This is a genomic window from Mucilaginibacter sp. UYP27 (assembly GCF_040547175.1).
Classification (GTDB): Bacteria; Bacteroidota; Bacteroidia; order Sphingobacteriales; family Sphingobacteriaceae; genus Mucilaginibacter.
On record NZ_JBEPPE010000006.1, the window covers coordinates 44,719 to 57,921 of the forward strand.

At 41.3% G+C, this 13,203-nt stretch carries 11 protein-coding genes; 6 read left to right on the top strand and 5 right to left on the bottom strand.

All coding sequences use genetic code 11. The features are described from left to right. The first annotated feature begins 613 nt into the window (after positions 1–613). The 3 genes from ABIB39_RS17720 to ABIB39_RS17730 are packed head-to-tail and all read left to right on the top strand — an operon-like array spanning position 614 to position 2,826. Complete coding sequence (locus ABIB39_RS17720; protein ID WP_354431508.1) at positions 614–970, top strand: plasmid mobilization protein; 357 nt, start codon at positions 614–616, stop codon at positions 968–970. After that, on the top strand, positions 957–2,261 hold the full coding sequence (locus ABIB39_RS17725; protein WP_354431509.1) for a relaxase/mobilization nuclease domain-containing protein: 1,305 nt from the start codon (positions 957–959) through the stop codon (positions 2,259–2,261). Before ABIB39_RS17720 ends, ABIB39_RS17725 begins: the two co-directional genes overlap by 14 nt. Positions 2,262–2,316: 55 nt before the next feature. Further along, positions 2,317–2,826, top strand: a complete 510-nt coding sequence (locus ABIB39_RS17730; RefSeq protein ID WP_354431510.1) for a hypothetical protein — start codon at positions 2,317–2,319, stop codon at positions 2,824–2,826. A 112-nt stretch (positions 2,827–2,938) separates the two neighbouring features. Here the strand turns inward: ABIB39_RS17730 and ABIB39_RS17735 are convergent, their stop codons facing one another. From ABIB39_RS17735 to ABIB39_RS17745, 3 genes are all read right to left on the bottom strand, one after another. Continuing rightward, positions 2,939–3,757: a tetratricopeptide repeat protein gene (locus ABIB39_RS17735; RefSeq protein WP_354431511.1), complete on the bottom strand. Its 819-nt coding sequence runs from the start codon at positions 3,755–3,757 to the stop codon at positions 2,939–2,941. After that, complete coding sequence (locus ABIB39_RS17740) at positions 3,754–4,278, bottom strand: hypothetical protein (RefSeq protein WP_354431512.1); 525 nt, start codon at positions 4,276–4,278, stop codon at positions 3,754–3,756. Before ABIB39_RS17740 ends, ABIB39_RS17735 begins: the two co-directional genes overlap by 4 nt. Positions 4,279–4,432: 154 nt before the next feature. Further along, on the bottom strand, positions 4,433–4,807 hold the full coding sequence (locus ABIB39_RS17745; protein WP_354431513.1) for a helix-turn-helix domain-containing protein: 375 nt from the start codon (positions 4,805–4,807) through the stop codon (positions 4,433–4,435). Positions 4,808–4,943: 136 nt separating this feature from the next. On the opposite strand from ABIB39_RS17745, the gene ABIB39_RS17750 reads away from it, so the two are divergent. Further along, positions 4,944–6,392 carry a HEPN domain-containing protein gene (locus ABIB39_RS17750; protein WP_354431514.1) on the top strand — a complete coding sequence of 483 codons (1,449 nt, stop codon included), beginning with the start codon at positions 4,944–4,946 and terminating at the stop codon, positions 6,390–6,392. A gap of 666 nt (positions 6,393–7,058) precedes the next feature. Next, positions 7,059–8,609 carry a recombinase family protein gene (locus tag ABIB39_RS17755; RefSeq protein ID WP_354431515.1) on the top strand — a complete coding sequence of 517 codons (1,551 nt, stop codon included), beginning with the start codon at positions 7,059–7,061 and terminating at the stop codon, positions 8,607–8,609. 701 nt (positions 8,610–9,310) lie between these two features. On the opposite strand, the gene ABIB39_RS17760 is transcribed toward ABIB39_RS17755, so the two are convergent. Continuing rightward, entirely contained in the window at positions 9,311–9,667 is a 357-nt protein-coding gene (locus ABIB39_RS17760) for a DUF7009 family protein (protein WP_354431516.1), read from the bottom strand. Then, positions 9,630–10,424: a uroporphyrinogen-III C-methyltransferase gene (cobA, locus tag ABIB39_RS17765; RefSeq protein ID WP_354431517.1), complete on the bottom strand. Its 795-nt coding sequence runs from the start codon at positions 10,422–10,424 to the stop codon at positions 9,630–9,632. The genes ABIB39_RS17760 and cobA overlap by 38 nt, the downstream gene beginning before the upstream one ends. Positions 10,425–10,702: 278 nt before the next feature. Between cobA and nirB the strand changes: the two genes are divergently transcribed. Then, positions 10,703–13,192, top strand: coding sequence for a nitrite reductase large subunit NirB (gene nirB / locus ABIB39_RS17770; protein ID WP_354431518.1), 2,490 nt, complete (start codon positions 10,703–10,705; stop codon positions 13,190–13,192). Positions 13,193–13,203: the final 11 nt, after the last annotated feature.

Here is a 13,203-nt window from a genome sequence, read left to right on the forward strand (position 1 = left end):
TTAAAATCGGATTTTTAATTTAATGTTCATTCAGAATGCTAAAAGGTGTATCAGTTTAGTGCATCAAATTTAAAGAGTTCCAGCGTAGGTCCACTGTAGGATAAAGCCTTTCGTCAATGCGAAATTCCACATGGCAATTACTAAGTGAGAACTGTAGAATCAAAAAATCTGTTGTGAGAAAATTTGTGAGCATTTTAGGTTAATAATTGTTAGCAAGATAGATAGTATTATTTAACTTTCAATACGGAAAACCGTAAAAACATATTTTATGGCATCTCGCTGTTTGGGTGTTGTTGTTATTTCGCATTAGATTCTTATTGAGTCTGTATGTATGCTCTAAAACAGTAAAAGATTGTTTAGTAGCTAAATTTATCGTCAATTATTTTTTGTATTTCAAAGAAAAGCAAGTTATGTTTTGGTGATACCAAAACGACTTGCCGATGGGTTCGCTTCACTTATCATCGGGTAGGGAGATACTTCACCAAGTTCAGCATTCCAAATAAATAAGCACTTTAATTTGGGTTCCTTGGGGGGATTTATTTATCGGTACTACCGTAAAGCTTGTCAATTATAACTCTATTAATCACGCAGCTTTGGCCTAAATCATTAAGGAATGAGCAGGCCAAGGAAAGATAAAGACAATAAACGCTCTAAAGTAATCGTCTTTCGTTTAACGGAAACGGAGCATCAAAGACTGGAGGCTTATAGCGAAAGCTGTGGCAAACCCATTGGTGTCATGGTCAGGGATAAATTATTCAAAGGAAGTTTCCCCAGGCAAGTGATGCCCAAGTCAGACCACCAGTTATACGCCGGATTAAACCGTATCGGGAACAATCTTAACCAGCTCGCCCGTAGGGCTAACAGCGGGTTTATGTATAAAGGCCATTCGCAGCTATTGTTGGATCTACTCAACCGGTTACTGGCACAGCAACAATCTATTATTGGTCATTTGTTAGATGGTCGCAGTTGAAAAGTTCGGTTCCAACTTTATGGGCGCGTTAGGCTATAACTTAAAGAAAATGGACCATCCTGACATCGGGCAACGTGCCGAACTATTGGCAACCAGCTTTTCTTCTCTGTCTACGGGTATGATTAAAAAGGAAGTTGAACTGATCCGGGAATTACGCCCGGCATTATCCAAATACGTGTGGCATACCAGCCTTAATTTTTCCAAAGAAGAACGCCCGGATAAATTAACTAATGAATGCCTACTGGAAATGGCTTTGGCGTATATGAAAACAATGGGTTATGAAGATAACCAATACCTGATTGTCAGGCACCATGATGCAGGCCACCCTCATGTCCACCTGCTCGTTAACCGTATTACCTACGATGGCAAAGTAGTATCCGACAGTAATAACTATCATAAGAGCCAGTCAGCACTACGCAGATTAGAAAAACAATATAACTTGATACCATTAGATCAGTATAGCAGTATAACAAAGTATCGCCATACCAACATATCCTCAGACCGGAGTGACAATATACCCAAAGATCACCCTAACAATAGATCATTAGACACTAATACCAACAGATCAAAGCAACAAGGTAACAACAAAGCAATAGGACACAGTAACCATGTAACAAATGGCAAGCCCGTACTGGCAACCCAGCGTTCATTAACCAAAAACGAAATTGAAAAGTCGATCAGGACAGGCCATCCATCTGATAAAAGTGTATTACAGGCCTTGCTTAATCCATTGGTCGGCACCCACGGCGTACCCTTACAGCGTTTTATCAAAGAATGTGAAAAGCGTGGCATCTACCTGTTATTTAATCAGGCAAGTACCGGCAGGGTTAGCGGTATCACTTATTTTATTAATGACTTTAAGATAAAGGGACAGGCATTAGGTAACCGCTTTAAGTGGGCGGAGCTGATCAAATTTATCGACTATGAGCAAGACCGAGATAGCAAGGCGATTAGCCTTGCAAATGACAGAACAAAAGCAATCTACGGAGAAGCCCAATCCGCCGGTAACGAACGGCGAGGTGACGGACTTCCTGAAAACCTTGCACCAGATACATCAATTGTCGCTGGACAACCAACAGGCCTTAGCGGAGGTACAGAAGAAGCTAATGGACTTAGAGCTGACGATTCAAAGGCAAATGAAATTCATTTGGACACTGACAATACTGGTACTGTTATGGATAGCGATAACCATCCTACAGGCGGTATTCAAATAAGTGACGATATTGATGACGAGGCTATTCTGGGCAGAAACCGCAGAAAGCAAAAGCAAGCACGTACAAACAGAAGGTAGCGTATTAAAATAAATTCGCGTTTTGCGAATTGAGGAATTATGGCTAAATTTGTATATGAAAGCACATAACGGGATGCGGCCACATGATGTGGTGGTATTGTTAAAGATCATTTGTTCAGATAAAAACTGGTTAAGCAAAGACCTTGCTGCGAGCTTACATATCAGCAATTCGGAGATCAGTGAATCTCTAAACCGCTCAATGATCGCTAAATTAATCAGCCCCGATAAGCGTATCGTTTTCAAGACCGGGTTGTATGGTTTTATCGAACATGGTTTGAAATTCGTATTTCCTGCTGAACCTGGGCCGATCCTTCGCGGGTTACCAACCGCACACAGTGCATCTGTTTTAAAAGATTTCTTTATAGCGGACGAACAATATGTGTGGCCGGATGCTGGCGGAAAAGTAAAAGGACAGGCCATTATTCCCTTATACCCTAACCAGGTGCTGGCAGTTAAAGATGATGAGCGGTTATATGATATGCTTGCGTTAACCGATGCCATCCGCGTAGGAAAGGTTAGGGAGCAAAAAAAGGCTTTGGAAATATTGAAAATATCTTTCGAATAGGTTGTCTAATTATTCACGCTAAACTTCATGCCATCGATTTAATGCTTTTTATTAAGTTGACTTTTACATGCGGGGCATTTCGCTGACTATAAAATGCCATTTGAAAAAACCCTTATTTGAGGGACCTTATTGCCTTATTGATATCACTTAAATATACTTGATCCAATGCTTCACAATAGGGGTCATTTCGATAATAACCTGAGTGCAAATACAGTTCTTTAGCCTTTAACAGATTTTGTTTACCCTTTCTGTTTAACTTTAACTTAAAGTATGTTAAACCAAGGTAATAATAGGTATCAGCTAATTTTTCATACTTTTTTGTTTCCAATAACAGATCATTTAAAGCGGCTTGATAGTTCTTGCACTTATATTCTGTTACGCCACGATGCAAATAATCGAATAAACCAACAACCTTTTTCTTCTCATTATCCTGGATACATTCATTGAAATATTTAATAGCCAAATTATAATTCCCCATCTCCCGCTGATTTAAGGCCATAACAATTCGCAGATCATAATCACCATCCCCGGAATATCCAGGAATACCGGAATTGATATCATACGCTCTTTTTAAATCCTGAAAAGAGTTTTTATAGTCTCTTAAAAATTTGAATAAACACCAACCTCTGGTACTTAAATATTGAGGATCTGCCTTTACAGCTTGATCCATCAATACTTTCCATGTAGAAAAATCGCCACGTTTTAAATAGGGAACCGACATTTCATTTAAAGAAGGCGCGAAAGAAGGACAGGCTTCAATTGAATTCAAAAAAATGATTTGAGAAGTTTTGCTTCCTTGACTTGCTTCTATAGCCCGATTATAAAGCTCACAAGCTTTTTTATGAGCGGCATCTTTATATACACTACAATTATTTTGCGCCAGAACTAAGAACGGGAATGACAAAACAAACACACCTGCAAGTTTTTTCATGGTGTGATATTTAATATTTGGCCCTTTACCAATTTAAAATTGATATAATAGTAACTGTCGTAAATATTGCCTTTGCTGTCTTTACCTGGTATCCATTGATTTAGAGCTTTGCAAATTTTCAACAACTGCCTTTTCAGACCATTGTCAAATGTAGTTGGGTGGTAATGGTTATCAATTTCAGACAGGCGAAACCGATCTGTCTGTCCTTTACAATTTATTACAAACCTTATAGTGATAAATCCCGTAGCTAACTTGTAAGCCGAATCATAGTGGTATCGCTTATAGATAAAATCTTTAATACCCCGCCCCCCTCCATTATAACTTGTTCCGAAGTTGTAATACTGTATGATAAAGTCTTTGTGGCAAAGATAAAAATCAGCTTTATCGATCTTCGGATCAAATTTAATATCGCCTACATCTTCTTGCAATTTTTCAGCTTTAGGGATTTTATTTTGCGCCAATAATGTCGATTGTATAAAAATTATAAGCACAAAAATAAAGAAACAGTTTTTAATTGGCATGATTGACTTTTTAGCTAACACAAAGAATTAAAAACTTCGTATAAGATTGGCTATTGACAAGGCGCTTTAGCAAGGGCCATCTTTTCTACGGCCAAGATATTAAGACAGCTTGTTAAAAAAAAGAGGTTGTAGGGTGGTAATAAAAGTCTGCTTTTTATTTATTTTTTATCAATTCAATTTTTTCACGCTCGCTCGCTAACAAGCGTTCATACAATTCAATAACCTTCTCTATCGGATTGAATTGTTGATAGATGAAAGCAGTTGAATTTTCATGAAATTGATTATTGTAAATGTTATTAAAAAGATTAATTGCTTTCTGGTCGTCAAAATTTTTAATTACGGATACAGAAACTCCTAAAGCTGCCGCAATCTTATCCAACGCCGTTTCTTCTACCTCTACACTTTGCTCAATCTTTGAAACCGCCTGCTGGCTTATACCCAATTCGGCGGCAAGTGCTTCCTGCTTCATACCTCGTAGCTCGCGAATGCGACTTATTTTCCTGCCAATATGTAAAGTAGTTTCTGCCATAATCAAATGTATTATAAAATGTAAATGTAACAAACAACAGTGCCATTGTAAAATACAATTTGCTATGGTTCGGTACGGCTGCATTGTGTACTTATTTTGAATACCTGCCAATGCCGACAGGTGAAAACGAAATTTTATGCAGGCTGAAGAATTTAACCACTGGGATTTCTACCCGCTTAACCTGACACCCGAGCAGGTTAACAATCCGTTAAGCGTTATCACGACCTTTTTTGATCACGATAGTTTGCCGGGACATTTAGAAACGTTACAGAACTGGTGTTTTACCATATTGAAGCCGGACTTTTACCGGGATGAAAAAGGTAGCCCATCGGGATTGCTTTACTTTCATAAGTTAACAATTTCTTTGGTCGAAGCAGCATATCTTATTAAAGATATGCCCGACAAACCTAACGTTATGGTAATAGCAAATGAACTTTCGTTTGAACAAATGGAATGGAGTTATTACCCGGTATCGCTAAGCAAAGAACAACAGCAGAATCCGTATCTGCTATTTAATGATTTTTTTAGCCAATACACTTTGCCTCAATACCGTGCGATGCTTTACGATTGGCTGGAGCATGGCCTGTCAAGCAAACCCGCCCGTGAATTTATAGAGCCTTTAGACCTGCTGACCGTAAACGAAAACATGGAAAAGCTATTTGGGGCTGCATGGTTTATTTTTCAGCGGCTATCGGCAAAGCCATCATTGAAATGCAACGCTCCTATGGGCAGGGTGCCGTTTTCGTTATCCGCTAATCTCTCACAAGCCGAACGGGAGGTTTATGCTGCTAAATTATACCAATTGAATAGCACCATGCCGGATAAGCAAGGTGTACTGATTAGCAAGCTTCTTTCCATCATCATTTATAAAGTTAGCTCTGTTCAGGCGGTGATTTATTTGGGTACGGCAACTAATGATAAAATATACCTACTTGTACTTACCGCTAATGATGAACAACGCTTGGCACAAAGCCTTGCAGGTATGATAGAAGACAGTTGCCGGGAAACGGCAACCGTTGTAGCATTAGTACATCATGCCTCTGCCTTGTTCACGGGATTAAAGCGTGGCAACGTGTTTTTTAATACCGCATTAATTCATCCGGCCGTTTATTTGTCTGGGGAGTTATTACTACCCGCTGCCATGCCTTTATCTGCCGTTCAACATCCATCATCGCAATGGCAACACTGGCACCGGTTGGGATTAGACTTTTACAACGGTGCAAAATATCATTTACAACAAGATGCAGATAACGCTGCCCTTTTCTGCCTGCATCAATGTGCGGAGTGTATTTTGGTCGCCTTGGTGCGTGCAGTACTGAACTATGATATCAACAATCACAACCTATCGAGGTTATTGACCATAACCGAGATGTTTACAGTTGATCTTGTTATCGTATTTAAGACAGATGAACCGGGGAATCTAATGCTGTTTAACGAACTGAAACACGCCTATGTGAATGTCAGGTATAAAGATGGGTACGAAGCAGATCGGAATAAGGTAAGAGCATTGTTAGGTACGCTAAAACAGCTATTGAATGTGGCTGAAAGGGTCTATGAGCAACATTTGCTTATTAGCAGTTTGTAATTTGTTCTTTGGAGTAATGCAGCTGCGGCAAGCGGCTCATTACATCACGCATATCCACGCTATATTCATTCGCCGCCAGCCTCGCTGCAAAACCAGGAGTAACTCCTACCTCGTTACATCTGCAAAACCAGAAAGCTGGCTTAAAAGAAAAGCAAGAACATAGACTAATGCTATATGCCTTTTATAGTGACAATTTCTATAACCACGGCTTGTAATTTATTAGTTTAACGAATAAATAAATCGTCTCTGAATGCCTATCGTTGCATTACACCGCACTCACAAAGTTAGCCCAGCCCCTAAATCGTAAAGGGCATGTAAATGGCGATTGTTGTTTGGAGTTGTTACGCCACCCTTGACAATTTAGCGGCTTAGCACTCCCGGTTGTTTAAGCGGAGCAATGACTATCTGTGTTAAAGAGCCGTAACCAAACTTTATTGTTCGGTACTACCGAAAAGCTTGTCAATCAAACCCGTCCGATGACGCGATTTTGCCGCTTAATCTCAGCGGCATGGGCAACAATTCGGGACGGAAGCGAAATATCACTACTCAAAGAGCAATAGAAATATTGAAGAAAAGGGGTGTGGAAATAAGTGAAAAAAAAGCTGAAGAAGTCTTGGAAATCATGTATTTTTTAGATAAATTCATTGTAAATCAGGAGATTAAAAAATGAAAGTTGCAGATATATACATCCGTGTAAGTACCGATGAACAAGCCGACAAGGGTTATTCCCAAAGAAGCCAGGAAGAGGTTTTAAGGCGTTATTGCGAGATCAATAACATTAGCATACGAAAAACCATTTTTGAAGACCATTCTGCCAAAACCTTCATCAGGCCGCAATGGCAGGGCTTGTTGCTTAACCTTAGAAAGCAACGGGGTAAAGTTGACCTGGTACTGTTCACCAAGTGGGACAGGTTCAGCCGTAATGCCCCCGATGCTTACCAAATGATCAATACCCTGAAAATATTGGGTGTGGAACCGCAGGCGATCGAACAGCCCTTAGATATGGAGGTTCCCGAAAATAAAATGATGCTGGCGATTTATCTCACAGCACCGGAAATTGAGAACGACCGCAGGGCATTAAATACTTTTTATGGCTTGAGACGTGCCAGGAAAGAAGGGCGTTGGGTATCACACGCACCAATGGGTTATGTGAACAGGCATGATGTGTCCGGTAAGAAATTCATTGCCATTGATCCGCCACAGGCTAAGATCATTCAGTGGGCTTTTAAAGAATTAGCTAAAGGCGTTTACTCTATCCAGCAGGTTTATGAAAAGGCTGCGGAGATGGGTTTGAGATGCAAACGCAACAACTTTTATGTCGCTATCCGCAACCCGGTGTATTGCGGAAAGATCCTGATCGTTAAATATAAGGATGAAGCAGCGCACACTGTCAATGGCTTGCATGAAGGCATTATCTCTGAAAGCCTTTTTTATGATGTACAGGACGTCCTGAGCGGCAAAAAGAAGTTAGAGAAGACCAAAGTCCTTTCGCCGGATATGTTGCCGCTACGAGGCTTTATCAGGTGTTCTAAGTGCAGCCGTGTCCTATGCGGCAGCGCATCTAAAGGGCGTAACAGTTATTACTACTATTACCATTGCTCGTCTGCCTGCGGGTGCAGGTATAAGGCTGAAGAAGTGAATAAGGTATTTAATGAAGTGATAGAGGAATTTACCATCGAGGAAAATTATGCAGAGTTGTTTACGGAAGTTATTGCTGATACTTACAAAAGCCAAAACACAACGCAACTGATTTCCCGCTCTGAACTCCTTAAAGAGATCAACGACCTGAACAGCCGTATTGCCAAAGCAAGGGAGTTACTTTTGAATGGCGATATAGACGGCGCGGATTACAAGACCATCAAGTCTGAAAATGAATACAAGATCAACGTATTGGAAGCGAAGTTAGCAGAGGCGGCAGCAGTAAACTCTAAAGCTGAAAACATAGAACCGATACTTAGGAGGGCTATTATCAAATTAACGCAGCTGGACAGAATCTATTATAAATCAAGCACTTCTGAAAAGCGTGAACTAATTGGTTCGATGTACCCCCAAAAATTCACTTTCGAGGAATTGCAACATCGAACCGCTTTTACAAGTGAATTATATTCTTGTATCTACTTGATTAACAGCAAAATAGCGGGCAAAAAAGAAGGGCAAGCGACCGATTTTTCGTGCTTGCCCATTCTGGCTCCCCAGACTGGGCTCGAACCAACTTAAGCTATCTGCTAATTTCTTTCAATTATGTAAAAAATGGTTCGAAAAAAGTCCATCAAAAGTCGTTTGGTAACTTTTTGCCTTTTGGAATTCTTCAATGGAGCCAATAATTTTTTAGAATTATGCACGTTTAGTTGGATTGTTTAGTAAAGTACCCAAAAACATGGGATAGTCCAGACAATTAAACTGCATTTTCCTTACTGAAAAAAAATCAAAGTTCCGCCACATTTTTAGCCCGAGTTAGGATAATATTGATCAAAAAAATTCCTCAAAATCAAACATTTAACTCAATAATTTGCCTTTATTTTGATTGAATTGTACTGATTTAATTCTTAAATTTGAGTAACAAACGTTCTGAAACAACATCAAATTGATACAAAGAATTCGGTATACTTCGCGGTATACTAATTAGATTTTACGATATAAATAACTGAATATAAGGTATTTATCTTACTTTTTTGCAATCCCAGCGGGATCACCTCTTGGGACAAGCGATAAATCATATCGTTTGTCCCTTTTTTTTGACCTTTTAAATCCTTGTTTATTAAGCAATAAAACACCAAATAATAAGCGATAAGTGTACAGAACCTGCGCTGCTCATATGGTATAGGACTATAAGGTTTATCGGAAACTCCAACTCTTTTTGAAAATACCTTAATAGTTGGTGCCTTGGGCAGCCCCGCAATCGCTTTTATAGCAGATAGTCAATTCCTTATTTGCAGTATTGGATTGGGGTAGTTGTCGCTCTGGTCTTCTGCAACATCATCCAGGCAAACAAAATCTTTTTCAACCAAAAGACTTAACTGTTTATCCGCAGCCGAGAATCCAACCCTACCCGTGTTTACCCATTCATCAACCCAGGCAGTTGGAATAAATACGGTTATACAATTATTGTGGTAGCAGGCGGTAAGCTCGGGTATGGAGTAGCGCTGCAACGCGTAAGTAAAATATACAGCCCCAAAGTCGGTAGTTTCTTCAATAAAGCCGGTTTTATGCAGACGGTCTACGTCGCTTTTAGTAAGCCTATATCGTAACGAGTTCCCTTTTATACGTATTTTCATGTTGTGATGGTTGATAGTTTAAGTTTAATGGAGAATTTAACGCAGCTACTTCGCCTATAATGATAATGGCAGGATAGGTTAATTGATTTTGGGCGGCCATTTCGGCAAGGTCTTTTACCCGCCCCTTTACGCACTTTTGATGCGGTAACGATGCATGCTGGATTATTGCTGCGGGGGTGTTGCCCTTGCCCTCAGCTAAATAAGTTGCTGTAATAGACGGTATTTGTTTCATACCCATATATATAACTACAGTGGCGTTGCTCTGCATAGCCAAACGAAGGTCGGCGGGGAGAGTGCCGTCTTTTTTGGTGCCGGTTATCATCCAAACGCCTTCGCTTATGGCGCGGTGCGTGAGGGGGATATCTTCCAACCCGGATGCTTGCATGCTGGTGATGCCCGGTATGTAATGTGTTTGGATACCATGATGGCGGGCGTAGGTTATTTCTTCGAACCCCCGGCCGAAGATAAAGGGGTCGCCGCCTTTTAGCCTTACCACCTTGCCGTGCGTATAAGCATATTGCACAATCATTTCGTGGATAGTTTCTTGTGGCGTGTAATCACCGTAAGGTTGTTTGCCCACATATATTTTTTCGCAATTTGGTTTGGCTAAATCTAACAGTGCTTTGTTAGCCAGGTTATCATATAATATAACATCTGCTTCCTGCAAAACACGGTGCCCCTTGATGGTCATCAACTCCGGGTCGCCAGGGCCCGCCCCTAAAACAAAAAGCTCTGGAAAAACGTGTTCAAGTCTCATTTTTTGTCTAAATTTTACATTTTAAAGTAACTTTAAGATATAATTCATTGATTTTATCCTTTTTTATCGGTAAAACCATTAATTTATATGCCTTTAATAATAAAAGTACAGCTTTTGTATGATTTAAATCATACAAAAGCTAAATAAAAATTAATTTATATCTATATTATATGATTTAAATAAATTTATTGCGTATTATTGTTCAGTTAAATGTCTATAGGTCGCAAATCGTATGCATTTAATCAAAATGATTGCTTTAAAAATTAATAAAATCTGTTATGTTTCAACAAACTGTCGTAGTTGTAGGCAATGGCATGGTAGGATATAAGTTTTGTGAAAAACTTATTGCTAAGTCATCTCATTTTAACCTTATTGTTTTTGGCAAAGAATCCCGCGCAGCTTACGATAGGGTTCACCTCAGCGAATACTTCAACGGAAAATCAGCAGACGACCTCTCCATGGCCGCAGGCAATTGGTATACAGACAATGGCATTACCCTGCATCTCAACAACCCGGTGCAGGAGATTGACCGCGCTAACAAAAACATCCACACTTTAAGCGGCCTCACCGTACCATACGATTACCTGGTGCTGGCAACCGGCTCGTCAGCCTTTGTGCCAGATGTGCCTGGCGTAGAAAAGGAAGGCGTATTTGTTTATCGCACCATTGATGACCTGGACCTGATAAAGGCTTACGCCGCAAACGCCAAGGTCGGCGCAGTAATGGGTGGCGGGCTTTTAGGGCTCGAGGCCGCAAAAGCCCTGATAGATTTAGGTATAGCAGAGACCCATGTAATAGAATTTGCACCACGCCTGATGCCGCGGCAAATAGATGCCGCGGGCAGCGGTATGCTGGCATCTAAATTAAAAAGCCTTGGCTTAAACATACATCTTAATAAAAGCACCGCAAGTTTTACCGGTGAAGATAAAATTGATGGTTTGCTTTTTAACGATGACAGCCGTTTGCCGGTAGATATGATGGTAATATCCGCCGGGATCCGCCCGCGCGATGAGTTGGCTAAACTTGCCGGGCTCCATACCGGTACCCGTGGCGGTATTACGGTTAACGAAAAAATGCAAACCAGCGACGAGTGTATATACGCCATTGGCGAATGCGCGCTGTACGATGGGATGATATACGGGTTAGTTGCCCCGGGATATGAGATGGCTGACATTGTAGCCACCCAGCTAACCGGCAGCAGCAAGGCGTTCTGTGGTTATGATATGAGCACCAAACTAAAGTTGATTGGTGTGGATGTAGCCAGCTTTGGCGATGCCTTTATAACCGAGCCGGATTGCCGCACCCTCGTTTTTGAAGATAGCTTTAAGGGGGTTTACAAACGCATCAACATCAGTAACGATGGCAAGTACCTGCTGGGCGGTATTTTAATTGGCGATGCCGATGCTTATAACATGCTGTTGCAAACCGTTAATAATAAGATGATGTTGCCGCCAAACCCGGAGGATTTGATATTGGGTGCACGAGGCGGCGAAGCAAGCGAAGGCGCTGGCGTAATGAGTTTACCGGACGATGCGCTGGTTTGTTCCTGTGAGGCGGTAACCAAATTAGCTATTTGCGATGCGGTGAATGATGGCGCTACAACAATTGATGTCCTGAAAAAATGCACAAAAGCCGGCACGGGTTGTGGGGGTTGCGTGCCTTTGGTGAAAGATCTTATTGCCGGCACGCTGAAAGCAAACGGGCAGTACGTTAAAAACGTAATATGCGAACATTTCGACCATTCGCGCCAGGAGCTTTACGATCTGGTTAAAATAGGTAAAATAAAAAGCTACGATTTGGTGCTTGACCATTTTGGCAAAGGCGATGGTTGTGAAGTTTGCAAGCCAGCAGTCGCCGGTATTTTAGCCAGTTTGTGGAATGATATTATTGTAAAACAAGATACTATACAGGATAGCAATGACCGTTACCTCGCCAATATCCAAAAAGGAGGTACTTACTCAGTTGTTCCGCGCATTGCCGGCGGCGAAATAACGCCCGATAAACTAATAGTGTTAGGGCAGGTGGCGAAAAAATATGGCATGTACACCAAAATTACCGGCGGCCAGCGTATAGATATGTTTGGTGCGCACGTAAACGATCTGCCTGATATTTGGGAAGAATTGATAAATGCCGGGTTCGAAAGCGGGCATGCCTACGGCAAAGCTTTGCGTACCGTAAAAAGCTGCGTGGGTAGCACTTGGTGCCGGTTTGGTTTGCACGATAGCGTATCGTTCGCTATTGAAATTGAGGATAGGTATAAAGGTGTACGCTCGCCGCATAAGCTAAAGGGTGGCGTAAGCGGCTGCGTGCGCGAATGCGCCGAAGCGCAGGCCAAGGATTTCGGCATAATTGCTACCGAAAAAGGCTGGAATTTATACGTATGCGGCAATGGCGGCGCCAAGCCGCAGCATGCCCTGTTGCTGGCTACAGATATAGATAGCGCAACCTGTATCAAATACCTCGATAGGTTCCTGATGTTCTACATTAAAACAGCCGACCCGCTTACCCGTACCGCTACCTGGTTAAATAAAATGGATGGCGGTATCGCCTATCTTAAAAATGTGGTTGTGAACGATAGTTTGGGAATCGCTGCCCGGCTGGAAGGAGAAATGCAGGAACTGGTAGATACCTACCATTGCGAATGGAAAGAAGTAGTAGAGGATAGTAACCTGCGCAAGCGCTTTGCTCACTTTGTGAACGCGCCCGAGGTGAAAGACCCTAATATAAAATTCGAGGCAATGCGTGATCAGGTTAAAGCGCAGTGGTAGTGGGTATTATT

Bases quoted from the DNA above. Each gene is read 5' to 3' on its own strand.
- ABIB39_RS17720 (WP_354431508.1), top strand. From the start codon at position 614: ATGAGCAGGCCAAGGAAAGATAAAGACAATAAACGCTCTAAAGTAATC.
- ABIB39_RS17725 (WP_354431509.1), top strand. From the start codon at position 957: ATGGTCGCAGTTGAAAAGTTCGGTTCCAACTTTATGGGCGCGTTAGGC.
- ABIB39_RS17730 (WP_354431510.1), top strand. From the start codon at position 2,317: ATGAAAGCACATAACGGGATGCGGCCACATGATGTGGTGGTATTGTTA.
- ABIB39_RS17735 (WP_354431511.1), bottom strand. From the start codon at position 3,757: ATGAAAAAACTTGCAGGTGTGTTTGTTTTGTCATTCCCGTTCTTAGTT.
- ABIB39_RS17740 (WP_354431512.1), bottom strand. From the start codon at position 4,278: ATGCCAATTAAAAACTGTTTCTTTATTTTTGTGCTTATAATTTTTATA.
- ABIB39_RS17745 (WP_354431513.1), bottom strand. From the start codon at position 4,807: ATGGCAGAAACTACTTTACATATTGGCAGGAAAATAAGTCGCATTCGC.
- ABIB39_RS17750 (WP_354431514.1), top strand. From the start codon at position 4,944: ATGCAGGCTGAAGAATTTAACCACTGGGATTTCTACCCGCTTAACCTG.
- ABIB39_RS17755 (WP_354431515.1), top strand. From the start codon at position 7,059: ATGAAAGTTGCAGATATATACATCCGTGTAAGTACCGATGAACAAGCC.
- ABIB39_RS17760 (WP_354431516.1), bottom strand. From the start codon at position 9,667: ATGAAAATACGTATAAAAGGGAACTCGTTACGATATAGGCTTACTAAA.
- cobA (WP_354431517.1), bottom strand. From the start codon at position 10,424: ATGAGACTTGAACACGTTTTTCCAGAGCTTTTTGTTTTAGGGGCGGGC.
- nirB (WP_354431518.1), top strand. From the start codon at position 10,703: ATGTTTCAACAAACTGTCGTAGTTGTAGGCAATGGCATGGTAGGATAT.